Source organism: Microbacterium sp. Ru50 (genome assembly GCF_002920555.1).
GTDB lineage: Bacteria > Actinomycetota > Actinomycetes > Actinomycetales > Microbacteriaceae > Microbacterium > Microbacterium arborescens.
This window is the reverse complement of the sequence record NZ_PQSV01000001.1, coordinates 1,880,116-1,902,215: the sequence shown is the minus strand read 5'-3', so window position 1 is coordinate 1,902,215 and position 22,100 is coordinate 1,880,116. Positions and strand designations below refer to the sequence as shown.

21 protein-coding genes are annotated in these 22,100 nt (G+C 71.1%); 8 read left to right on the top strand and 13 right to left on the bottom strand.

Features of this window, described 5'->3' with window-relative positions:
* Positions 1 to 24: 24 nt before the first annotated feature.
* Together C3481_RS08905 and C3481_RS08900 are read left to right on the top strand one after the other, a co-directional pair.
* Positions 25 to 1,275, top strand: coding sequence for an ABC transporter substrate-binding protein (locus C3481_RS08905; protein ID WP_103841709.1), 1,251 nt, complete (start codon positions 25 to 27; stop codon positions 1,273 to 1,275).
* Positions 1,276 to 1,339: 64 nt separating this feature from the next.
* Positions 1,340 to 2,467, top strand: coding sequence for a glycoside hydrolase family 76 protein (locus C3481_RS08900; protein ID WP_071918764.1), 1,128 nt, complete (start codon positions 1,340 to 1,342; stop codon positions 2,465 to 2,467).
* A gap of 41 nt (positions 2,468 to 2,508) precedes the next feature.
* Here C3481_RS08900 and C3481_RS08895 read toward each other — a convergent pair whose 3' ends face one another.
* The 9 genes from C3481_RS08895 to C3481_RS08855 all read right to left on the bottom strand — a co-directional run bounded on the left by C3481_RS08895 (position 2,509) and on the right by C3481_RS08855 (position 12,654).
* Positions 2,509 to 3,609 carry a substrate-binding domain-containing protein gene (locus C3481_RS08895; protein ID WP_103841707.1) on the bottom strand — a complete coding sequence of 367 codons (1,101 nt, stop codon included), beginning with the start codon at positions 3,607 to 3,609 and terminating at the stop codon, positions 2,509 to 2,511.
* A gap of 80 nt (positions 3,610 to 3,689) precedes the next feature.
* A complete protein-coding gene (locus C3481_RS08890) occupies positions 3,690 to 4,196 on the bottom strand; it encodes a GNAT family N-acetyltransferase (protein ID WP_103841705.1) in 507 nt (168 codons plus the stop codon).
* A gap of 23 nt (positions 4,197 to 4,219) precedes the next feature.
* A complete protein-coding gene (locus tag C3481_RS08885; protein ID WP_023953226.1) occupies positions 4,220 to 4,894 on the bottom strand; it encodes a response regulator in 675 nt (224 codons plus the stop codon).
* On the bottom strand, positions 4,891 to 7,410 hold the full coding sequence (locus C3481_RS08880; RefSeq protein ID WP_103841703.1) for an ATP-binding protein: 2,520 nt from the start codon (positions 7,408 to 7,410) through the stop codon (positions 4,891 to 4,893). Before C3481_RS08880 ends, C3481_RS08885 begins: the two co-directional genes overlap by 4 nt.
* Before the next feature lie 143 nt (positions 7,411 to 7,553).
* Complete coding sequence (kdpC, locus tag C3481_RS08875) at positions 7,554 to 8,162, bottom strand: potassium-transporting ATPase subunit KdpC (protein WP_023953222.1); 609 nt, start codon at positions 8,160 to 8,162, stop codon at positions 7,554 to 7,556.
* A 21-nt stretch (positions 8,163 to 8,183) separates the two neighbouring features.
* The gene (gene kdpB / locus C3481_RS08870; RefSeq protein ID WP_103841701.1) at positions 8,184 to 10,361 is read right to left on the bottom strand and encodes a potassium-transporting ATPase subunit KdpB; all 2,178 of its coding nucleotides are present in this window, start codon (positions 10,359 to 10,361) and stop codon (positions 8,184 to 8,186) included.
* The gene (kdpA, locus tag C3481_RS08865) at positions 10,361 to 12,043 is read right to left on the bottom strand and encodes a potassium-transporting ATPase subunit KdpA (RefSeq protein WP_103841699.1); all 1,683 of its coding nucleotides are present in this window, start codon (positions 12,041 to 12,043) and stop codon (positions 10,361 to 10,363) included. Before kdpA ends, kdpB begins: the two co-directional genes overlap by 1 nt.
* Position 12,044: 1 nt before the next feature.
* Positions 12,045 to 12,131: a K(+)-transporting ATPase subunit F gene (gene kdpF / locus C3481_RS08860; protein ID WP_064955215.1), complete on the bottom strand. Its 87-nt coding sequence runs from the start codon at positions 12,129 to 12,131 to the stop codon at positions 12,045 to 12,047.
* Between the two features lie 307 nt (positions 12,132 to 12,438).
* The gene (locus C3481_RS08855; protein WP_023953215.1) at positions 12,439 to 12,654 is read right to left on the bottom strand and encodes a hypothetical protein; all 216 of its coding nucleotides are present in this window, start codon (positions 12,652 to 12,654) and stop codon (positions 12,439 to 12,441) included.
* A gap of 116 nt (positions 12,655 to 12,770) precedes the next feature.
* Between C3481_RS08855 and C3481_RS08850 the strand changes: the two genes are divergently transcribed.
* The 5 genes from C3481_RS08850 to C3481_RS08830 all read left to right on the top strand — a co-directional run bounded on the left by C3481_RS08850 (position 12,771) and on the right by C3481_RS08830 (position 16,125).
* Positions 12,771 to 13,160 (top strand): hypothetical protein, encoded by a 390-nt coding sequence (locus C3481_RS08850; RefSeq protein WP_103841695.1) that lies wholly within the window; start codon positions 12,771 to 12,773, stop codon positions 13,158 to 13,160.
* A 9-nt stretch (positions 13,161 to 13,169) separates the two neighbouring features.
* Positions 13,170 to 13,505, top strand: coding sequence for a TraR/DksA C4-type zinc finger protein (locus C3481_RS08845; protein WP_103841693.1), 336 nt, complete (start codon positions 13,170 to 13,172; stop codon positions 13,503 to 13,505).
* Positions 13,506 to 13,668: 163 nt separating this feature from the next.
* Positions 13,669 to 14,034: a helix-turn-helix transcriptional regulator gene (locus tag C3481_RS08840; RefSeq protein ID WP_071918754.1), complete on the top strand. Its 366-nt coding sequence runs from the start codon at positions 13,669 to 13,671 to the stop codon at positions 14,032 to 14,034.
* Positions 14,035 to 14,108: 74 nt separating this feature from the next.
* The gene (locus C3481_RS08835; RefSeq protein ID WP_103841691.1) at positions 14,109 to 15,086 is read left to right on the top strand and encodes an SRPBCC family protein; all 978 of its coding nucleotides are present in this window, start codon (positions 14,109 to 14,111) and stop codon (positions 15,084 to 15,086) included.
* A 4-nt stretch (positions 15,087 to 15,090) separates the two neighbouring features.
* Complete coding sequence (locus C3481_RS08830) at positions 15,091 to 16,125, top strand: DUF1266 domain-containing protein (RefSeq protein ID WP_240482580.1); 1,035 nt, start codon at positions 15,091 to 15,093, stop codon at positions 16,123 to 16,125.
* A gap of 38 nt (positions 16,126 to 16,163) precedes the next feature.
* Here C3481_RS08830 and sufU read toward each other — a convergent pair whose 3' ends face one another.
* Together sufU and C3481_RS08820 are read right to left on the bottom strand one after the other, a co-directional pair.
* The gene (gene sufU, locus C3481_RS08825; RefSeq protein WP_023953189.1) at positions 16,164 to 16,622 is read right to left on the bottom strand and encodes a Fe-S cluster assembly sulfur transfer protein SufU; all 459 of its coding nucleotides are present in this window, start codon (positions 16,620 to 16,622) and stop codon (positions 16,164 to 16,166) included.
* A complete protein-coding gene (locus C3481_RS08820; RefSeq protein ID WP_023953187.1) occupies positions 16,619 to 17,947 on the bottom strand; it encodes a SufS family cysteine desulfurase in 1,329 nt (442 codons plus the stop codon). Before C3481_RS08820 ends, sufU begins: the two co-directional genes overlap by 4 nt.
* 183 nt (positions 17,948 to 18,130) lie before the next feature.
* Here C3481_RS08820 and C3481_RS08815 point away from each other — a divergent pair, with 183 nt between their 5' ends.
* Positions 18,131 to 19,078 carry a hypothetical protein gene (locus tag C3481_RS08815; protein ID WP_071918752.1) on the top strand — a complete coding sequence of 316 codons (948 nt, stop codon included), beginning with the start codon at positions 18,131 to 18,133 and terminating at the stop codon, positions 19,076 to 19,078.
* A 110-nt stretch (positions 19,079 to 19,188) separates the two neighbouring features.
* Here the strand turns inward: C3481_RS08815 and C3481_RS08810 are convergent, their stop codons facing one another.
* On the bottom strand, positions 19,189 to 21,252 hold the full coding sequence (locus C3481_RS08810; protein WP_023953183.1) for an APC family permease: 2,064 nt from the start codon (positions 21,250 to 21,252) through the stop codon (positions 19,189 to 19,191).
* A gap of 81 nt (positions 21,253 to 21,333) precedes the next feature.
* On the bottom strand, positions 21,334 to 22,089 hold the full coding sequence (locus C3481_RS08805; RefSeq protein ID WP_103841689.1) for a hypothetical protein: 756 nt from the start codon (positions 22,087 to 22,089) through the stop codon (positions 21,334 to 21,336).
* Positions 22,090 to 22,100: the final 11 nt, after the last annotated feature.

Genomic DNA, 22,100 nt, shown 5'->3' with positions numbered 1-22,100 from the left:
ACCATCCGATCACAGGAGATTCCGATGAAGAACACCGTGCGCTCGCTCGCCCTGCTGGGCGTCGCGACCCTGACCGTCACCCTCGCCGGCTGCGGCGGCTCCGATGCCGGCAACGGCGGCGACGGACCCGAGCCCGTCGTCATGTGGGGCTCGTGGTCGGGCGATCAGGTCGCCCAGCTCGAGGCTCAGGCCGCCCGCTTCAACGAGGCGCAGGACGACTACGAGGTCAGCTACGTGCCGCAGGAGCTCGTCGAGGAGAAGCTCCTCACGGCCCTCGCCGGGGGCCAGGTGCCGGACATCGTGCTGTGGGACCGCTATCAGACCTCGCTCTACGCCCCGAAGGGAGCGCTCGCTCCGATCGACAACTTCATCGCCGAGGATTCCGTCGACACCAGCGTCTTCTACGAGCCGGCTCTCGGCGAGATGGAGGTCGACGACAAGCTCTACGGCCTTCCCCTGCTCGTCGACAACCGTTCGCTCGTCTACAACCGGGCGCTGCTCGACGAAGCCGGCGTCGCGGCGCCGACGAACTGGGACGAGCTCCAAGCGGCCGCCCAGGCGCTGACCAAGCGCGACGGCAGCAAGCTCGTGCAGTCGGGCTTCGACCTGAGCGACCCCGGCCTGTTCAGCATGTACCTCGCGCAGGCGGGGGGTGAGCTGCTCAACGACGACGAGACGAAGACCGCCTTCAACAGCCCGGAGGGCCTCGAGGTGCTGGAGTTCTGGCAGAGCCTGCTTGATGACGGCGTGTACTCGCAGGGCTTCGGCGACACGGGCGACGCGTTCGCCGAGGGGCGCACCGCGATGAAGCTCGACGGCCCCTGGGCGCTCTCGACGCTCGACAAGGTCGACGGTCTGACCTACGGCGTCGCGCAGCCGCCCGCCGGTCCCGACGGCGACTCCGGCGCGTACATGGGCGGCTTCGGGCTCGTCATCCCCGAGGGCGCCAAGAACGCGGAGGGTGCCTGGGAGTTCATGAAGTGGTGGACGACCGAGGCGGAGAACGGCGTCGCTTTCGGCGAGATCTCCGGCTGGATCCCCGCGAACATCGAGGCCGCGAACGACCCCTACTTCACCGACGACGAGCACTACGCGGCCTTCATCGAGACCATGAACTACGCCGGGGCCCGGCCGAACGTGCAGGGCTTCTCGGACGTCGAGGGCAAGGCGCTGGTGCCCGCTCTCGAGCGATTCATGTCCGGCGAGATCTCCGCCGAGCAGGCGCTCAAGGACGCGCAGGAGCAGGGCGATCAGATCCTCGCGAAGAACCGATGACGCGACCGACCCTCGTCTCGGCCCGCGAGGCCGCCGACCTCCCCATCCAGAGAGAAGAGCACGCATGACCCGTCCCGCAGCGATCGTCTGGTCGTCCCGAGCGGATGTCGCCCAGGAGAGCCTCGACCACTTCTTCGGCGTCCCCGGCATCCAGTTCCTCGCGAACAGCCACCCGCACGACCGCGGCGACACCGCGGTGTTCAACTACTGGTGGCTGGCGCACGTCATCGACGCCCGCATCGACGCGTGGCTGCGGACGGGGGAGGCCCGCTGGCTCGAAGCGGCCGTCGCCGCCCGCGACAACATCGTCGAACGCAACGGCGGCTCGCTGTTCAACGACTACTTCGACGACATGCTCTGGTTCGCGCTCGCACTCGAGCGGCTCCACGCCGCGACCGGCGATCAGCGTCACCTCGACGACGCCCGCGCGATCTGGGACCACGTCGTCGAGCACGGCTGGAACGAGACCCTCGGGTGGAGCCTCGCGTGGCGGAAGCAGCAGCTGGCCTACAAGAACACGCCCGCCAACGGGCCGCTCGTGATCCTCGGCGCGCGGCTGAGCGCGCTCGACGCGTCCGGTGACCACCTCGACTACGCCCATCGGGCGTTCGACTGGCTGACGGCGAACCTCGTCGGACCCGACGGGTTCGTCGAGGACGGTGTCAACCGCAACGATGACGGCGCCGTCGACACGCAGTGGCGCTTCACCTACAACCAGGGGCTCTACGCGGGAGCGGCGGTCGAGCTGTTCCGGCTGACGGGCGACCGCGCGTTCCTCGAGCGTGCCGTGCAGACGGCCGTCACCGCCGTCCGAGAGCTGAGCGACGGTTCGGTGTTCCGCGACGAGGGCGACGGCGGCGACGAGGGCCTGTTCAAGGGCGTCTACTACCGCTACCTGGGCGAGGTGCTCGCGGTCCTCGCCGATGAGCCGGGCTTCGCCGACGAGCGGGCGCTGCTCGAGGCGTTCCTGCGGGCGAGCACCGACGAGCTCTGGCGAACCGGCGTCGTCGACGGTCTGCTGCGTCCCGGCAACGACTGGTCGGAGCCGGCGGGGGAGTGGATCCCGTACTCCACCGCTGTCAGCGCGATCTTCGCGATCGAGCAGCGCGCGCGACGGGAGAGCGCCGAGTCCGCGGGTGAGACGGTGGGCGCGGGTTCCGCCGCGGCAGCCGGTACGGTCGTCGGCGCCTAGGCCGCGCCGCCTCGTTCTGCTCCGCGCACGACGGCGCCTCCTCAGCTGCGAGGTGGCGCCGTCGACGCGCCCGGCATGAGCTCGGTGGGCAGCACGACCTTGTCGACCGTGAGCGGGTGGGCGATCTGCTGCTGCAACGACGCGATGCCACGGCCGCCGAGCTCGGTCTGCGCCTGCCGGATGTGGGTGAAGCGGAACAGGCCCGTGTCGAAGAACGCGTCGGGATGGTCGAAGCAGACGACCGACACGTCGCGCGGGATGCTGAGCCCGAGCCGCGAGCAAGCCTCGCGCAGCATGAGCGCGATGTTGTACTCGGCCGCGACGTAGCCGGTGATGTCGGGATGCTCGCCGACGAACGCGATGAGCCGCTCGATGTCGTCCTCGACGGTGTCGGTGCTGCCGGGCACCGTCGACTCGAGCGTCTGCAGCTCCGCACGGTTCTCCAGGGGCAGGTGGTTCATGGCGTGGGCATGGATGTACCCGTTGCGACGGTCGTCGCTCGATGACACGTGGCTCGACGGTCCCACGAACCCGACGGTGCGGTGCCCGAGCTCGAGCAGGTGCTCGGTCGCCGCGCGTCCTCCGCCGAGGTTGTCGGAGCAGACGGCCGAGACGGGGATGCCGTCGAAGAGGCGGTCGAGGATGACGAGCGGGAACCGGCGCGCGACGAGCTCGAGGGCGGCGGGCGGGATGTACTCCGACGAGCTCGGGAGCAGCACGAGCCCCTCGACGCCGGCGTCGACGAGGGATCGGATGCACGCGTCCTCCTCGGCCAGGTCGCCGCCTGACCGTTTGAAGATGACGTGGGTGTCGGCGCCCGCCGCGGCGAGGATCCCCTCGATGATCTTGTTGCCGAACGTGTCGTCGAAGCTCGTGAGGACGCAGCCCAGCAGGCGGGTCGAGACCTCCGACCCCGCGGCCGGGACGGCCGTCGCGGTCGCGCTCGTCACCACCGTGCCGATGCGTGGACGACGCATGATCATCCCCTCGCTGCGCAGCAGCTCGAGTGCCCGCTTGACCGTGATGGCGCTCACGTCGAACTGCTTGGACAGCTCGGCCTCGGAGGGCAGGCGCTCGCCGACCGGGTAGGTGCCGTTGGTGATCGCCAGACGCAACGATTCGTACACCCGCTTGTACAGCATCCCGATCCTCCTCCGGCTGGAATTCTTATATTTAATCTACAGGGTTGGTGGTCGAAATCCGCCGGTCGTGGCGCGGCTCGCTACGACCGCAGATCCGCGGTCATCTGCACGCGCGGGCCGAGGGCATTGAGTCCCATGCGCTCCTCGGTCTCGACGAGCATGAGCTCGAACTCCGAACGCGGTTCGGTCACCGCGAAGCCGAGGCGCTCGTAGAACGGGGCGTTCCAGGGCACGTCGGCGAAGGTGCGGAGCGACATCCGGTCGTGGCCGCGGTCGCGGGCGAACGTCATCGCCGCCTCGACGAGCTTGCGGCCGTACCCTCGGCGCCCGTGCTCGGGCGACACCGACAGCTGTTCGAGGTGAGCATGACCGTCGAGCTCGAGCACATGGACGAAACCGGCGATCACGCCGGCGCCGACATCGGCGACCAGCAGGAAGCCGGCCTCGTCGGCACGCGACGCGCCGGTCGGCGCCGGCCACCAGGTCGGCGGGTCGAGCCGATCGCGGAGCAGTGCGTCGGCGTCGTTCTCGATGTCTTCGAGAAGGCTCAGCTCGTCAGGCCTCGGCGGTCGGATGTCGATGGGCACGACCAGATCGTAGCGAGCGGCGGTCAGTCGACGATGAGCCGGTACCCCATGCCCGACTCCGTCAGCAGGTGCTCGGGATGCGCGGGATCGGCTTCGAGCTTCTTCCGCAGTTGCGAGACGTAGAGCCGAAGGTACCCCGTGTCGTTGACCTGCTCGGTGCCCCACAGCTCCTTCAGCAGGTCCTGTCGGGTCACGAGCGCCCCGGGGCTCCGCGCGAGGAAGTCGAGCATCCGCCACTCGGTCGGCGTGAGGTGCACGCGCTCGCCGCCGCGCGTGACGGTCTTGGCGGCCCGGTCGATCTCGACATCGGCGAACCGCACGACGGCGACGGATGCCGCACCGCCGGCCCGCCGGGTCAGCGCGCGCAGCCTCGCGAGCAGCTCGTCGATCTGGAACGGCTTGGTGACGTAGTCGTCAGCGCCGGCGTCGAGCGCCGCCACCTTGTCGGCCGACCCGGTGCGCCCCGAGACGACGATGATCGGCACGGCGCTCCATCCCCGCACGGCCTCGATCACGGCGACGCCGTCGAGGCGCGGCATCCCGAGGTCGAGCACGATCACATCGGGGTGCTCGGCCGCGGCCGCGGCGATCGCGGCGGCCCCGTCACCCGCCGCGACGACGTCGTACCCGTGGGCCGCGAGCGTGATGCGCAGCGCCCGCACGAGCTGCGGGTCGTCGTCGGCGAGAAGGACTTTCACCCCTCGATCCTGCCCTCTGGTGCCGCCGACGATGCCAGGGGCAGTTCGATCACCATGGTGAGGCCGCCACCGGGGGTCTGCTCGGGGACGAGCTGACCCTGCATTCCCTCGGTGAAGCCCTTCGACAGCGCGAGCCCCAATCCGAGCCCGGTCGTGTTGTCGGTGTCGCCCAGCCGCTGGAAGGGCGCGAACACGTCGCCGTGGCGTTCGGCCGGGATCCCGGGTCCGTGGTCGATCACGCGGATCTGCGCCCGCTCGCCCAGTGAGCTCGTGCTGATGCGCACCGGCGTTCCGGGCGGCGAGTGGCGGTGGGCGTTGGCGAGCACGTTCACCAGCACGCGCTGCAACAGCACAGGGTCGGCCAGCACGGGCTCGATCGCCTCATCCATCGCCAGCTCGACCGCGCCGGGCCCTAGGCTGAGTTCGTCGACGGCGGCGAGCACGGCCTCGGCGGTGTCGACCGGCCGCAGGGCGACCGCGAGAGCACCCGCCTCGATGCGGCTCACGTCGAGCAGGTCGGTCACGAGCGAGGTCAGCGTGCCGAGGCTCTCGTCGGCGGTCGCGAGCAGCTCGTCGCGGTCGGAGTCGTCGAGCGCGGGTCCCGCAGCCCGCAGCCCGCCGAGCGCTGCGACGGCCGCGGCGAGAGGACGTCGCAGGTCGTGGCTCGCCGCTGAGAGGAGGGCGCTGCGCACCCGGTCGGTCTCGGCGAGCACCGACGCCGAGCTCGCCGCCCGCTGCAGGTCGGCCTGCTCGAGGGCGGCGGCGAGCTGCGCGACGACGACATCCAACAGCCGGCGTTCCGAGCCGTCGAGCTGCTCCGACTCGCTGCCGTGGAGTTCGAGCACAGCCTCGCGTCCGACGTCGACGCGCAGGTGGCGGTCGTCGCGCACGGGCTCGCCGTCGGCGGCGACGACGGTTCCGTCCGACGCGACCAGGCGGGCGCCCGACATCCCGAAGGCCTCGCGCGCCCGCGCGACGAGAGCCGGGATCGAGCCGTCGCCCCGCAGCACGCTGCCCGCGACCGCCGCGAGCAGCTCGGCCTCGGCCGCCGCCCGCCGGGCCGCGCGCGTGCCCCGGGCCGCGCGGTCGACGATGACGCTCACGAGGAGCGCGATGACGACGTACAGGATCAGCGCCCACGCGTGCAGCGGATCGGAGACCGTCACGGTGTACAGCGGCGCCACGAAGAAGAAGTCGAGCGTCACCCCCGACATCACCGCCGCGAAGACCGCCGGCCACAGGCCGCCGACGAGCGCGACCACCACCACGAGCAGCTGATACGCGAGCACATCGCTCGTGATCGACTCGGGGCTCCGCAGTGCGACGAGCAGCCAGGTGAGCAGCGGCCCGCCGGTGAGCGCCACGACGAAACCGAGGATCCGGCGCCGCACGCTGAGCGCTCCGCCGGCGACACGGGGCAGGGTGAAGCGGCCGCCGGCGGCCGCATGCGTCACGACGTGCACGTCGATATCGCCCGACTCGCGGATGACGGTGGCGCCGATGCCCGGGCCGCTGAGGGCCGCAGCGAGCCGGCCGCGACGGCTGACGCCGACGACGAGCTGCGACGCGTTGACCGACCGCGCGAACTCGACGAGGGCGGCGGGGATGTCGTCACCGACGACCTGGTGATAGCTGCCACCGAGAGACTCGACGAGGGCCCGCTGGGCGGCGAGGGCGGCGGGGTCGGCGGTGCGCAGCCCGTCCTGACCCGACACGTGGACGGCCAGGAGCTCGCCGCCGGCCGACCGGTCGACGATGCGGGCCCCGCGGCGGATCAGCGTCTCGCCCTCGGGGCCGCCGGTCAGCGCGACCACGACGCGCTCGCGCGCCTGCCAGGTGCCCCGGATGCCGTGCTCGGCCCGGTAGTCCTGCAGAGCGCTGTCGACCTCGTCGGCGAGCCACAGCAGCGCGAGCTCCCGCAGCGCCGTCAGATTGCCGAGCCGGAAGTAGTTCGACAGGGCGGCGTCGATGCGCTCGGCGGGGTAGACGAGGCCGGCGGCGAGGCGGTCGCGCAGTGACGGCGGCGCGAGGTCGACGAGCTCGATCGGGTCGGCCGAGCGCACGACGGCATCCGGCACCGTCTCGCGCTGCGCGACGCCGGTGATCTGCTCGACGACGTCGCCCAGCGACTCGATGTGCTGGACGTTGACGGTCGTGATGACGTCGATGCCGGCATCCCGGAGCTCCTCGACGTCCTGCCAGCGCTTCTCGTTGCGCGATCCGCCGACGTTGGTGTGGGCGAGCTCATCGACGAGCGCGACGCGCGGGGCCCGGGCGAGCACGGCGTCGAGGTCCATCTCGTCGAGCGTGACGCCCCGGTGCTCGATGCGGCGGCGCGCAACGATCGGCAGGCCCGCGGTCATCGCGGCGGTCGCGGCGCGTCCGTGGGTCTCGACGATCGCGACGACGACGTCGACCCCGGCATCCTGCAGCCTGCGGCCCTCCTCGAGCATCTCGTAGGTCTTGCCCACGCCCGGCGCCGCTCCCAGCAGCACCCGCAGCCGTCCCCGCTTCACGGCATCACCCTAGTTCTCCCCGCGCCCGGCTCGACCCGCTCCTGCGGGCCGCGATGCAAGGGATCCGGCCCGACACCCAGCCGAAGGGCGCTGTTGCCCGGCGCGCCGCCCCGCATCCCTTGCACCCGTGCCCGGGAGGAAGCTCATCGCGCGAGGCCGTCCAGCGCCGCGTTCAGCTCGACGACGTTCACCCGCGGCTCGCCGAGGAACCCGAGATCACGGCCGGCCGTGTGCTCCGCAACGAGGTCGCGCACCTCGGCATCCGACAGCCCGCGCTCGGCCGCGACGCGGGCGACCTGCAGCTCGGCGTACGCCGGCGAGATGTGCGGGTCGAGGCCCGACGCCGAGGCGGTGACGGCATCCGGCGGCACGTCCGAGACGGCCACGCCCTCGCGGTCGGCGATCGCCGTGCGCCGCTCCTCGATGGCTGCGACGAGGTCGGCGTTGTTCGGGCCGAGATTCGAACCGCTCGAGGCGGCCGCGTCGTAGCCGTCGCCGGCCGCCGAGGGGCGCGACTGGAAGTACTGCGGCAGCGCTTCGCCGTCGGCATCCGTGAACGACTGGCCGATGAGCGACGAGCCGACGACCTGGCCCTCGGCGTCGCGCAGCAGCGATCCGTTCGCCTGCGCCGGCAGCGCGAGGCCGATCAGCGAGATGAGCAGGGTGTAGCCGACCCCGAGGACGAGGGTGAGGACGACCATCGCGCGGACGGCGACGGCGGAGGTGCGCAGCGAGGCGCGGGCGGTGGACATGACAGGTCTCCAGGAGGGGGCTCAGAAGCCCGGGATGAGGCTGACGACGAGGTCGATCAGCTTGATGCCGACGAACGGGGCGATGACGCCGCCGAGCCCGTACACGACGAGGTTGCGGCTGAGGATCGACGAGGCGCTGGCCGCGCGGTACTTCACGCCGCGCAGCGCCAGCGGGATGAGCACGATGATGACGATCGCGTTGAACACGATCGCGCTCGTGACGGCGGATGCCGGCGACGACAGCTGCATGATGTTGAGCGCGGCGAGCCCCGGGAACACGCCCATGAACATCGCCGGGATGATCGCGAAGTACTTGGCGATGTCGTTCGCGAGCGAGAACGTCGTGAGGGCGCCGCGCGTGATGAGCAGCTGCTTGCCGATACGGACGATGTCGATGAGCTTCGTCGGATCCGAGTCGAGGTCGACCATGTTGCCGGCCTCCTTCGCCGCCGACGTGCCCGTGTTCATCGCGACTCCGACATCGGCCTGCGCAAGCGCGGGCGCATCGTTCGTGCCGTCGCCGGTCATCGCGACGAGGTGACCGCCCTCCTGCTCCTTGCGGATCAGGGCGAGCTTGTCTTCGGGCGTCGCCTCGGCGAGGAAGTCGTCCACGCCCGCCTCTCTCGCGATCGCGGCGGCGGTCAGCGGGTTGTCGCCCGTGATCATGACGGTGCGGATGCCCATCGAGCGCAGCTCGTCGAAGCGCTCGCGCAGGCCGTCCTTGACGACATCCTTCAGGTGGATGACGCCGAGCAGTGTCCCGGCGCCGGATGGGTCGAGGGTCGCGACGGCGAGCGGCGTGCCGCCGGACTGCGCGATCGCGTCGGCGTGGTGGAGCAGCTCTGCTCGGGCCTCTGCCGTCACCGGCCGCGCCGAGGCGTCGAGCCAGGCGAGCACCGACCCCGACGCGCCCTTGCGCACCTGCGTGCCGCCCGGCAGGTCGACGCCGCTCATGCGCGTCTGCGCCGTGAAGGCCACGGCCACCGCATCGCGCGGCAGCTCGCCCACCACGTGCTGCGAGGCCGCGAGCTCGACCACCGAGGTGCCCTCGGGCGTCGGGTCCGACAGCGACGAGAGGGATGCCGCGCGGGCGAGCTCGGCGCCGTCGACGCCGGTCATCGCGACGAACTCCGATGCGCGACGGTTGCCGTAGGTGATCGTGCCGGTCTTGTCGAGCAGGAGCGTCGTCACATCCCCGGCCGCCTCGACCGCGCGTCCCGACATGGCCAGGACGTTCCGCTGCACGAGGCGGTCCATCCCCGCGATGCCGATGGCCGACAGCAGCGCGCCGATCGTGGTCGGGATCAGGCAGACCAGCAGCGCGACGAGCACCGGGATGCTGACGGGCGAGGCGCTGTACGACGCGATGGGGTTCATCGCCAGCACGACCACGACGAAGACGATCGACAGGCTCGCGAGCAGGATGTTGAGGGCGATCTCGTTCGGTGTGCGCTGCCGCGCGGCGCCCTCGACGAGGGCGATCATCCGGTCGACGAAGGTCTCGCCGGGCTTCGACGTGATGCGCACGACGATGCGGTCGGAGAGCACCCGGGTGCCGCCGGTGACGGCGCTCCGGTCGCCGCCCGACTCGCGGACGACGGGAGCCGATTCGCCGGTGATCGCCGACTCGTCGACCGTCGCGATGCCGTCGACGATGTCGCCGTCGCCCGGGATCAGCTCGCCGGCCTCGACCAGCACGACATCTCCGAGCCGGAGGTCGGCGGAGGGCACCTCCTCGGTCGCAGAGCCGCGGGCCGCGGCATCCGTCCGCTCGTCGTACGAGACGACGCGGCGCGCGGTCGTCGTCGTGCGGGTCTTGCGCAGCGCCTGCGCCTGCGCCTTGCCGCGGCCCTCGGCGACGGACTCCGCCACGTTCGCGAAGAACACGGTGAGCCACAGCCAGACCGCGATCCCCCACGTGAACCCGGCCGGGACGGTCGTACCGCCCGAGGTCTCGGGGCCGCCGAGGAACGGCTCCGCGATCGCGATCGCCGTCGTGAGGGCGGCGCCGACCCAGACGAGGAACATGACGGGGTTCCGCCACTGGGCGGCGGGGTTGAGCTTGCGCAGCGCGCCGGGGAGGGCGGCGCCGACCTGCTCGAGGCTGAACGCGCTGCGGCGGCGCGGTGCCGGGCCGGCGGCCGGGTCGGCGGACGACGGGCCGGATGAGGGCCGGGTTTCGGTCAGAGGGGCAGACATCAGGAGAGTCCTTCGGCGAGGGGGCCCAGGGTGAGGACCGGGAAGTAGGTGAGCGCGGTGATGATGACGACCACGCCCGCGAGCAGGCCCGCGAACTGCGGGCGGTGTGTCGGGAGCGTGCCGGCGCTCGACGGCACCGTGTCTTGTGCGGCGAGCGATCCGGCGAGGGCGAGCACGAGCACGATCGGGATGAACCGGCCGAGCAGCATCGCGACGCCGAGCGCCGTGTTGAGCCACGGGGTGTTGGCGGTGAGGCCGGCGAAGGCCGAGCCGTTGTTGTTCGCCGCGGAGGTGAACGCGTAGAGCACTTCGCTCAGGCCGTGGACGCCCGGGTTCCAGATCGAGGTGCTCTCGACGTCGGCGCGGACGGCCGGGATCGCGAAGCTCAGCGCGGTGCCGGCGAGCACGAGCGTCGGCGTCACGAGGATGTACAGACTCGCGAGCTTGATCTCGCGGGGCCCGATCTTCTTGCCGAGGTATTCGGGCGTGCGTCCGATCAGCAGGCCGCCGACGAAGACGGCGAGGATCGCGAGCACCAGCATCCCGTACAGCCCTGAGCCGACACCGCCGGGGGCGATCTCGCCGAGCATCATGTTGAGCATCGGCATCATGCCGCCGAGCGGTGTGAAGCTGTCGTGCATCGCGTTGACCGCGCCGGTCGAGGTGAGGGTCGACGCGCCGCCGAACAGGGCCGACGCGGCGACGCCGAAACGGGTCTCCTTGCCCTCCATCGCGGCGCCGGCGAGCTGCGTCGCCGTGCCCCCGCCCGACGCCTCCGCCCACGAGCCGAGGGCGATCGAGGCGAGGAAGATCCCGCCCATGACGGCGACGATCGCGTAGCCCTGGCGGTCGTCGCCGACGATGCGGCCGAAGGCGCGCGGCATCGCGAACGGGATGACCAGGAGCAGCAGGATCTCGAACAGGTTCGTCCACGGCGTCGGGTTCTCGAACGGGTGCGCGGAGTTCGCGTTGAAGAACCCGCCGCCGTTCGTGCCGAGCAGCTTGATGGCCTCCTGGCTGGCGACAGGTCCGCCCGGGATCGACTGCGCCCCGCCGGCGATCGTCTGCACGTCGGTGAAGCCGGCGAAGTTCTGGATCACGCCGCCCGCGAGCAGCACGACGGCAGCGACGATCGCCATCGGGAGGAGGATGCGGCCGAGCCCGCGCACGAGGTCGACCCAGAAGTTGCCGATCGTGCCGGAGCGGCGATACGCGAAGCCGCGGACGAGGGCGATGGCCACGGCCATGCCGACCGCAGCCGAGACGAAGTTCTGCACGGCCAGGCCCGCGAACTGCACGGTGTAGCCGAGCGTCGTGTCGGGCGAGTACGACTGCCAGTTCGTGTTGGCCACGAACGAGATGGCGGTGTTGAACGCGAGGTGCTCGCTCGGTGCGGGAAGGCCCAGGCTGAACGGGAGGAGCGGCTGGAGGCGCTGCAGCCCGTAGACGATCACGACGCCGACGAGCGAGAACAGCAGCACACCGCGGGCGTAGGCCGGCCATGTCTGCTCGGCGCGCGGGTCGACGCCGATCAGGCGGTAGATGCCCCGTTCGGCGGCGAGGTCGCGCGGCGAGGTGTAGACGCGGGCGATGTAGTCGCCGACGGGCCGGTACAGCAGGACGAGGATGAGGACGAGGGTCGCGATCTGCAGCGACGCGAACCCGATCTGCGCGGCATCCACGTCAGAACCGTTCGGGCCGCACGAGGGCGACGACGAGGTAGACGATGGCGGCGACGGCCAGCACCGCCGCGAGGAGCGAGAAGACCATCACAGCTTCTCGACCCCCCGGGCGATGAGGCCGGCGACGGCGAAGAGCGCGAGGATCGCGGCGAGATAGATGAGGTCGAGCACGAGATCCGATGCAACACCCCGCCGGATGCCGCTCCCGCGGTCCTCACGGAATCCATACGGCCTCGCGCCCGCTCCTCACGCCGCCCTCACGGCCTGCCTAGCGATACATCCGTCGGATGTCCGGTGCTGGTGTCGCCTCGCACCTGCGCCGAGACGACACCCGCACCACCGGTCCTGCGGATGTATCGCCATGCCCCGCCTCACGGCCGGGTCAGGGGGCGGGGTCAGGGCGCGAGGGGCGAGGACTCGTCGTCGATGACCCCGATGCCGACGGCGTGGTGGCTCGGCTCCTCGTCCTTCTGCTCCGGCGCCTTGGGCTCTTCGCCCGGCTCCTTCGCGACGCTGGGCTCTTCGAGCTCCTCCGTCGAGGGGTTCTCGTCGGGGGCGTGCTGGGCGCCCTCGTCGGCGTGCTCGGCCTCGTTGTCGTGGTGATCGGTCATGTCGTTACTCCCTTCCACCCCCAGCGTGCGCCGATCCGGCCGCCGATGTCACCGGCTTGACGTAGCGACTCGCGTGGCCGAAGCGCACCGGGCGGGCCCCTCGGTAAGGTTCGCGGATGACGTCACGGACCGGCACCCGCGCGCTGAAGCTGTCGTTCGCCTTCGTCGCCGCGGTGCTGTGGGCTGGAGCCCTGCTGGCAGCGATGCTCGCCGGCATCAACGACGGGCCGAGCGGCGCCTGCGCGCACGCCGTGGGCAACCGCCCGGTGTTCGACCTATCCGTGGTGCCCGAATCCGTCGCGGCCCACGACGCCTGGCAGCTCTTCCCCCTCGGCGTCGGATGCCGCTACACGGCCCCCACCGGGGAGTCGGTGTTCGTCGGGCCGAGTTACGGGCCGTCGATCATCGCCCTCCATGCGCTCGCCGTCACCGTCATCCTGGCCGGTGTCGTCGTGAAAGACAGGTGGCGCGAGCCGCGTCGCCGCGACGACCTCCTGCGGGCGTAGGGTCGCGGGATGGACCCGGAAGCGCGGCTGCACGAGCGCAAGCGCGAGCTCACCGTGCAGCTCGACCGGCTCGATGCCGACGACGACAGCCTCCGTCACGACCGCGCCGACGCCACTGCCGACGATGAGCACGACCCCGAGGGCTCGACGCTGTCGGGGGAGTGGCAGCGCGTCGAGGCTCTGCGCCGCGCTGCACGGGCCGAGCTCGCCGAGGTCGAGGCTTCCCTCGCCCGCGTCGCCGCGGGCACCTATGGCGTGTGCGCGAGCTGCGGTCGCGACATCCCGGTCGAGCGCCTCGAGGTGCGCCCTCACGCGACGATGTGCGTCGCCTGTGCTTCGCGCTAGCCGAGCGCGTAGGCGCCACCGCGTCTGCATCCCGCCAAGCGTCGGAGAATGACGCGAGATTCGGAGGGATGCCGCATCCCGGTCCGAGTTCTGCGTCGATCTCCGAAGTCCGTTCCGCAGGGGGCATTGACACCACCCACGCCGAGTCCTAACGTACAACCAAATGGTTGCACGAAACGATCCCCGATCGAGCGAGCGGAGCGAGCTGAGCGATGACGACATCGACCGCCTCTTCCACGCGCTCGCGACGGCGACGCGTCGCGACATCCTCCGCCGCACGATCGAGCACGAGCAGTCGGTGTCGGCGCTCGCTGCCGACTACGACATGTCGTTCGCCGCGGTGCAGAAGCACATCGGCGTCCTCGAGACGGCCGGCCTCATCGTCAAGCGAGCCGAGGGGCGCGAGCGCCTCGTCCGCGCCGACCCCGCCATGATCGCCCGCGCCCGGGCCCTCCTCGCCCGCTACGAAGACCTCTGGCGTGCCCGCGTCGACCGGCTCGACGCGCTGCTCGCCGAGCCCGAAGACTGACCCCGCAGACCGCAAGCCCGCAGCCCGCAGACCGCACCCACCCCACGCGCACCATCCGTTCGAAGGAGAATCCGATGCCCGTCACCGACATCACCACCGATGCCGAGAACCTCACGATGACGCTCGTGGCGGATGTCGCCGCGCCCGTCGACCGCCTCTGGCGCGCGTTCACGCAGCCCGCGCAGCTCGAGCGCTTCTGGGGCCCTCCCGGCTGGCCCGCGACCTTCACGCGGTTCGACTTCACGCCGGGCGGACGCGCGCAGTACGCCATGTCGAGCCCGCAGGGCGAGAAGTCGCGCGGAACCTGGGAGTTCATCGCGATCGACGAGGGCCGCAGCTTCGAGGTGCTCGACGCGTTCGCCGACGAGAACGGCGAGCCGATGGAGCAGTTCCCCGCGATGCGCATGCTGTTCTCGTTCGAGACGACCGAGAACGGCTCGCGCCTGACGAACATCACCTACTTCACCTCGGCCGAGGGCCTCGAGCAGGTCATCGCGATGGGCGCCATCGAGGGCTCGCGCCTCGCCATGGGCCAGCTCGACGCGGTCGTCCAAGACCTCCGCGCGTACGCGCAGGGGCAGGGCACGCGCGTCGAACTGCTCGACGACACGCACGTGCGCATCACGCGGTTCATCGACGGCCCGCGCGAGCTCGTCTGGCGCGCGCACCACGAGACCGAGCTGCTGAAGAAGTGGATGCTGGGTCCCGACGGCTGGACCATGACGGTCGCCGAGCCCGCCACCGACGTGGGCGGGACGTTCCGCTACGCGTGGGAGCAGGAGGGCGCGCCCGAGACGGCGTTCGGTTTCGAGGGCGAGCTGCTGCAGCTCGACGCACCGCGCCGCGAGGTCACGACCGAGCGGATGTCGGGAGTCGAGGGGCCCGGTACCGTCAACGACCTGCAGCTGTACGAGGAGGACGGCGCGACCCTGCTCACGCTCCTCATCGAGTATCCCGACAAGGAGACGCGCGACACGGTGCTCGCCACCGGCATGGCCGACGGCATGGAGGACTCCTACGCCCGCCTCGAGGCGGAGGTGCTGTCAAAATGATGGGGTGACCGAACCCGTGATCGCCCTGCAGAATCATCCCGGCGACGTGGAGTTCCCCGTCCGCCCGCGGCGGCGGTACACGCGGATGCTGGACGCGCGGCGCAAGGCCGACCCCACGGCCATGCGCAAGCGGGCCCTCCCCGTGACGGCGATCGCGGTGCCGATCGGCATCCTGGGCTTCGTGCTGTCGTACGTGTGGGTGGGCAGCGAGGATTTCGGCAACAACCTGTTCGGTCTCTTCCTCGGGATGTGCGCGGGCCTGCTCGTCGCCTCGATCGTCCTCGCGGTGCGCGATGCCCGCGCACCGCGCGACGCGCAGCGGCAGTACCTCGCCCTTGCGGCGCGCAGCCCGCTGACGCCGCGGCAGCAGCAGATCCTGGCGCTCGACGCCGCGAGCGACTTCGCGATGCGCGGCTGGAACTCGTCGCTCGCCTTCACGCCGACCTTCGCGGAGCTGCCGCAGGAGCTGCGCGCCAAGCACCGTGACGGGGTCGACGGATCGCCGTGGTTCGCGATGCCGCTGCCGGGCATGCAGCAGCTCCGCGCGGCTCTCGACGAGCAGTTCAAGATCGTGTCGCGCTCGGACGCCGAGCTTCTCGTCGCCGACACGCTCGCCCGCGGCGTGCTCTCGACACGGTTCGCCGAGGTCGCGCGGAGCGATGCAGCCGAGCACATGATGTCGCGCATCGCGGCCCTCACGGATCTGCCGGTCTTCGACATCCACGACCTCGCGCGTGGCGACGAGGGACGTCCGCCGCGGCTGCTGCTGGCCGCCGACATCGAGCGCGCGATCGGCGGTGTCCGATACGCCTACGTCGCCGGCTACCTGACCGCCGACGAGGCGTGGACGCTGCTCGAGCCCCTCGCGACGCGCGCGTTCACCACGTACCAGGGTCGCGACGACTATTGGCGCGAGGTCGTCATCGCGACGGCGTTCCGCACGGACTCGCTCGAGTCGGTGCAGCGCCAGCGCGAGACGCTCGCCGAGCTGCAGCGGTCGGACTGGCCCGCGGCATCCGTCGCCTGGCCGTCGGCCTGACCCGCGCCCGGCCCGCGGCCTGCCCGGACGGCCGGGGCTCAGGCCCGCCCGAGACCGTCTTCGAGGGCGACCCAGGCGAGCATCGCGCACTTGACGCGCGCCGAGAACTTCGAGACGCCCGACAGGGCCGCGGCGTCGCCGAAGGTCTCCTCGTCGAGGGGGATGCTGCCTCGCGAGCGCAGCGCCTCACGGAAGCGCTCGATGAGGGCGGCCGCGTCGGCGCGCGTCATCCCGTCGCCCTCGACCTCTTCCTCGACCAGCGAGGCGAGCATCGACGCCGAGGCCTGCGAGATCGAGCATCCGGTGCCCTCCCACGAGACCTCGGTGATGCGGTCGCCGTCGACGGCGACGCGCAGCGTGATCTCGTCGCCGCAGACGGGGTTCTTCTGGTGCGAGTCGGCGTGGGCGGCGTCGCCGACGTCGTGCAGCGGGTTGCCGACCGGGTGCTTGGAGTGGTCGAGGATGAGCTCCTGGTACAGCGAGTCGAGCCCGGTCATGCGTGTGCCCCTTCGGCCTGGTCGGTGACGCCGAAGAAGCCGCGGATGCCGCGCACCGCGTCGAGGAACAGGTCGACGTCGTCCTCTGTGTTGTACAGCGCCGTCGAGGCGCGGACGGATGCCGTCATCCCGAACTGCCGGTGCAGCGGAGCTGCGCAGTGGTGTCCGACGCGCACCGCGATGCCCTGTGCGTCGAGGAACTGCCCCGCGTCGTGGGCGTGCACCCCGGCGACGTCGAACGACCACAGGCCGACGCGATCGGCTCCCGGTGCGTCGCCGAGCAGGCGGACGCCGGGGATCTCGCGGAGGCCCGCGCCCATGCGCTCGGCGAGGGCGACCTCGTGCGCGTGGATGTTCGCCGGCCCGACATCCTGCAGGTAGCGGACAGCCGCGGCGAGACCGATCGCCGGTCCGACGGCCTGCGTTCCGGCCTCGAACTTCTGGGGGGCCGGCAGGTACTCGGCGTGGTCGAGCGTCACGGTCGTGATCATCGACCCGCCGGTGAGGAACGGCGGCAGCGCGTCGAGCACGTCGGCGCGGCCGTAGAGTCCGCCGATCGCGTAGGGGCCGAGCATCTTGTGGCCGCTGAAGACGGCGAGGTCGACGCCGAGCGCGGGGAGGTCGAGCGGCAGGTGCGGGGCCGACTGGCACGCGTCGAGCACGGTCGTCGCCCCGACCGCCTGCGCGAGGGCCACGATCTCGGCGACCGGGTTGACGATGCCGAGCACGTTCGAGACGTGGGTGAAGGCGACGATCCGGGTGCGTTCGCCGATGATGGATGCCGCGGCATCCAGGTCGAGCGTGCCGTCCGCACGCGCCGGGATGTGGCGGAGCACGGCGCCGGTGCGGGCGGCGAGCTCCTGCCAGGGGATGAGGTTGGCGTGGTGCTCGATCGCCGTCGTGACGATCTCGTCGCCGGGTGCCAGCGCGTACGGTGCGGATGCGGGCGCGCCGCGGCCGAGCGTGGCGTTGCCGATCGCGTAGGCGACGAGGTTGAGGCCGGCCGTCGCGCCGCTGGTCCAGACGAGCTGCTCGGGCTGGGCGCCGACGAACCCGGCCACGGCGGCACGGGCGTCCTCGAAGAGATCGGTCGCCTCTGCGGCGAGCGTGTGCGCGCCGCGGTGAACGGCGGAGTTGGCGTGCGTGAGGAAGGCGCGTTCGGCGTCGAGGACCGCGGTGGGCTTCTGGCTCGTCGCGGCGGAGTCGAGGTACACGAGCCGGTGCCCGTTGACCTGCTCCGAGAGGATCGGGAAGTCGGCGCGCAACGACACCGCGTCGAGCGGGCTGACGCGCGGCGACGCGGCGGGAACGGCGGAGGAACTCACCCCTCTAGGCTACGCCCGCCCACCGACCCGAGCTCGGGCGCGGGTGGCCGGCTGGCGGCGAGAACGTACCGCCGCCACCAGAACGCGCCGTGCGGGGTACGCGCTCGCCGCGACGGTGCGCACTCGAGCCGGGGCACCGGCAGGGCCGGGGCGCCGGACGGGGAGCGCTGGCACGATGGGGGCATGAGCGACACGACTCCCGACCCGAGCGGACTGCACGACGCGGCGCGCGACCGCACCCGGCGAGACCAGCTGGCCGTGCACGCCGACGCCGCGCGCCGCCTCGTCGAGCAACGCGAGAGCGAGCTCGCCGATCTGCAGCAGAAGCTGCGGGTCGAGACAGCGGACGTCCGTCGACTCGAGCGCTTCTCGCCCGCGCAGGTGTGGGGCCTCCTCCGCGGTGACATCGACGACAAGCTCGCCGTCGAACGCGCGGAGCAGCAGGCGGCCGAGCACGCCGTCGACGGCGCGACCGAGCGACTCGCGCACGCCCGGGCCGACCTCGCCCGCATCGAGGGCGAGATCGCCGCGCTGGGAGACGTGGACGCCGCCTACTCCGCTGCTCTCGGACGGCGTGAGGAAGAGCTGCGCGTGGCCGGCCGGGAGGCCGCGGCCGAGCTCACCCGACTCGACGCCGAGGCCGGCGAGCTCAGCGCCGAGTCGCATGAGATCACCGAGGCGCAGGTCGCTCTCGGCCAGGCGCAGGAGGCGCTCGCCGTCGCCCAGCGCGACCTCGATGCCGCGGGAGGCTGGTCGACCTACGACACGTTCTTCGGCGGCGGCATGATCGCCGACTGGATGAAGCACGACCGGATCGGACGCTCGGCGCGTGCTTTCGCGGCCGTCAACCGCGCCCTCGAGACGCTCGCCACCGAGCTCGCCGACATCGACGCGCCGCCGGTCGCGGGTGTGCAGATCTCGGAGTCGCTCGCCGTCTTCGACGTGCTGTTCGACAACGTGATCTCCGACTTCATGGTGCGTCAGCGCATCGCCGACGCGCAGGCCGCGGCATCCGACCTCGATCTGCGCCTGCGCGGGCTGAACGACTATCTCGCCCAGCGAGCGGATGCCGTATCCGCGCGCACCGCCGATCTCCTCTCCCGCCGCGAGCGCCTCCTCCTCGCCCCCTGACTCCCTGATCCGCCGCGCGAGCGCGTACCGCTGCCGCGAGAAGGCACCGTGAAAGGTGCGCCCTCGCCGAGAGGGCGCGCTCTCGCGCGCGCCGGGCGTCGGGCGCGGGCTCAGCGCTCGTCGGGGGACTCGGTGTGGGCCACCAGGCCGTAGGTCGCGGAGGCGCGGCCGGCGCGGTCGTCGCCGGGCATCGGGCGCGAGCGGCGGCCGTAGACGATCTCCGACGAGTCGAGCAGCCAGGGAACGAGGGTGATCTGCACGCCGTGCACCATCATGAGCTGCTGGGCGATGCGCCGGGCGCGTCGGTTGTGCAGGAAGGTCTCCCACCAGTGCCCGACGATGTACTGCGGCAGGTAGACCGTGACGACGGATGAGCCGTGCTTCTCGCGGTACTTGCGGATGAAGGCGGCGAGCGGGGCCGCGTACTGACGGTAGGGCGACTCGATGATCACCAGCGGCACCGGCATCCCGTGCACTTCCCAGTCGGTCTGGATCTCCTGCGCCGATTCCTTCGACACCGCCACGTGCACGGCGATCGTCTTGTCGTGCTTGGCCGAGAGGGCGTAGTCGACGGCCTTCGCGACCGGCTTCTGCAGGCGGTTCACCAGGACGAGGGCGACGTCGCCGGTCGAGCCGTAATGCACGTCGTCGTCCATCGCGATCTCGTGCTCGACGTCGCGGTAGTAGCGGCTGACGCCGACCATGAGGAACGCCAGGATCGGGATCGCGATGAACACCAGCCAGGCGCCGTGGGTGAACTTCGTCACGGTGACGATGACGAGCACCGCGACGGTGAAGGTCGCGCCGATGCCGTTGATGACCAGTCCCCGGCGGGCCTCCGCGCGGTCGGCCGACGCCGACGGATGCAGCAGCCGCAGCTCGCGTCGCCAGTGCTTGACCATGCCGACCTGGCCCAGCGAGAACGACACGAACACGCCGATGATGTACAGCTGGATGAGCGTCGTGAGGTCGGCCTGGAACACCACGAGCACGAGGATCGCGGCGAGCCCCAGGATGATCATGCCGTTGGAGAAGACGAGCCGGTCGCCGCGGGTGTTCAGCGACTTCGGTGCGTACCCGTCGCGGGCGAGCACGGCGCCCAGCAGCGGGAATCCGTTGAACGCCGTGTTCGCGGCGAGCAGCAGCACGCACGCCGTCGCCGCCTGGATGATGAAGAACGGGATCGACCCCATGCCGAAGGTGGCAGCCGCGATCTGGGCCATGAGGCTCGGCTGCGGCTGGTTGACGCAGTCGAAGCCGACGAGGGCGCAGGGGTCCTCCGCGTAGTGGACGCCGGCGATGAGGCCGAGCGCCGTCAGGCCCGAGAACAGCAGGATGGCGATCGTGCCCATCATGACGAGGGTCTTCTGCGCGTTCGCGATCTTCGGCGCGCGGAAGGCCGGCACTCCGTTCGAGACCGCCTCGACACCGGTCAGGGCCGAGCAGCCGCTCGAGAACGCCCGCAGGATCAGGAGGATGAGCGCGACCTGGCTGAGGCTCTCGGCCTCCATCGCGAACTGCGCGCTCGAGGCGACGGGGGCGTCGCCGAGCAGCGTGCGGATGAGCCCGGTCGCCACCATGACGCCGACCGAGCCGATGAAGATGTACGTCGGCACGGCGAACGCCGACGACGCCTCGCGCACGCCGCGCAGGTTGACGATGATGATGAGGACGACGAACCCGACCGCCAGCTCGACCCGCCAGGGGGCGAGACCGGGCAACGCCGAGATGATGTTGTCGACACCGGATGCCACCGACACCGCGACCGTCAGGATGTAGTCGACCAGCAGCGCGGCCGCAACGACGACTCCGGCCTTCTCGCCGAGGTTCGTGCGCGCGACCTCGTAGTCGCCGCCGCCCGACGGGTATGCCTTGATGAGCTGACGGTAGCTCAGCACGACGACGATGAGCAGGGCCACGACCGCGAGCGCGACCCACGGGCTGAAGGCGAGCATCGCCGTGCCGCCGATCGCCAGGATCATCAGCAGTTCCTGGGGCGCGTAGGCGACCGACGACAGGGCGTCGGAGGCGAAGATCGGAAGCGCCCGGCGCTTGGGCAGGAGCTGGTCGTCGAGCTTCTCGGAATCGAGCGGGTCGCCGATGAGGATGCGCTTCGCGATAGGCGTGGTTTCCTCGCCCGGTTCGCGACTGTCAGTGGTCACGGCGGGCGACATTACGCCTGGCGCGGCATCCTGCGCAATCTCGCCGCGCCGAGCGTCACCAGAGCGTTGTCGAACCGTGTTTCCGCGTTCGATTCAGAGCCCGCTGTAGGGGCGGTACAGGATGTCGGTGACGCCGACGCCTTCGGTCGCGTCCGCGAACACGCTGTACGAAAGATCTCGCACCGCGCCGTCGGGTGAGAGGAAATCAGTTCGGTCGATGTCGAAGACGAAGCGCAGCTCGCCGTCGCCAGGCATCGACCATTCGTCGTCGGGACCGTTCGAGCGCACGGCATCCGCGGCCGAGCCGATGCTGAGCCCGAACTCAGGCGTTATGGGCACTGCCTGAACCTCGTCCGCGCGGATGCTGACCCACGTCGGGATGCCGTACTCATCTCGCGGCTTGTTGCCGTCGACGAAGATCATGTCGTACAGGGTGAAGCCGGCCCAGTCGTAGATCGTGTAGTCGGGGAAGTGGGTGCCGTCTCCGGTCTGGACGCCGAGCTCGGGCTCGGCACCGAAGGCTTCGGTCAGTGCGGCGACGGCGGGCCCGACCTCATCGCGCCAGCGGAACTCGAGGAGAGTCGATGCGTCGTCGGCGAGGATCGTGAAGCCGGTCGCCGCCATGACGATCTCGGCCGCGACGGGAGCCGCATCCGTGGGCGTGGGCGTGGGCGTGGGCGTGGGTGTCGGCGCCGGTACGGCGCTGGTCGGGGCCGGAGAGGACGGTGCCGCCGCGGGCTCGTCGTCACGCTGCGTGAGCAGGAAAACCGCGACCGCCGCCAGGACCAGCAGCACCGCCGCCACGATCGAGAGCACGATGAGGGGCCGCCGCGGTGCCGCTGTGGTCATACCGCCATCCT

Coding starts and splice junctions, on each gene's coding strand:
- kdpF (WP_064955215.1), bottom strand. CDS start 12,131: ATGGTCTTCTCGCTCCTCGCGGCGGTGCTGGCCGTCGCCGCCATCGTC.
- C3481_RS08845 (WP_103841693.1), top strand. CDS start 13,170: ATGGACCCGGAAGCGCGGCTGCACGAGCGCAAGCGCGAGCTCACCGTG.
- C3481_RS08805 (WP_103841689.1), bottom strand. CDS start 22,089: ATGACCACAGCGGCACCGCGGCGGCCCCTCATCGTGCTCTCGATCGTG.
- C3481_RS08850 (WP_103841695.1), top strand. CDS start 12,771: ATGACGTCACGGACCGGCACCCGCGCGCTGAAGCTGTCGTTCGCCTTC.
- kdpB (WP_103841701.1), bottom strand. CDS start 10,361: ATGTCTGCCCCTCTGACCGAAACCCGGCCCTCATCCGGCCCGTCGTCC.
- C3481_RS08900 (WP_071918764.1), top strand. CDS start 1,340: ATGACCCGTCCCGCAGCGATCGTCTGGTCGTCCCGAGCGGATGTCGCC.
- sufU (WP_023953189.1), bottom strand. CDS start 16,622: ATGACCGGGCTCGACTCGCTGTACCAGGAGCTCATCCTCGACCACTCC.
- C3481_RS08810 (WP_023953183.1), bottom strand. CDS start 21,252: ATGTCGCCCGCCGTGACCACTGACAGTCGCGAACCGGGCGAGGAAACC.
- C3481_RS08815 (WP_071918752.1), top strand. CDS start 18,131: ATGAGCGACACGACTCCCGACCCGAGCGGACTGCACGACGCGGCGCGC.
- C3481_RS08905 (WP_103841709.1), top strand. CDS start 25: ATGAAGAACACCGTGCGCTCGCTCGCCCTGCTGGGCGTCGCGACCCTG.
- C3481_RS08835 (WP_103841691.1), top strand. CDS start 14,109: ATGCCCGTCACCGACATCACCACCGATGCCGAGAACCTCACGATGACG.
- kdpC (WP_023953222.1), bottom strand. CDS start 8,162: ATGTCCACCGCCCGCGCCTCGCTGCGCACCTCCGCCGTCGCCGTCCGC.
- C3481_RS08895 (WP_103841707.1), bottom strand. CDS start 3,609: ATGCTGTACAAGCGGGTGTACGAATCGTTGCGTCTGGCGATCACCAAC.
- C3481_RS08840 (WP_071918754.1), top strand. CDS start 13,669: ATGGTTGCACGAAACGATCCCCGATCGAGCGAGCGGAGCGAGCTGAGC.
- C3481_RS08855 (WP_023953215.1), bottom strand. CDS start 12,654: ATGACCGATCACCACGACAACGAGGCCGAGCACGCCGACGAGGGCGCC.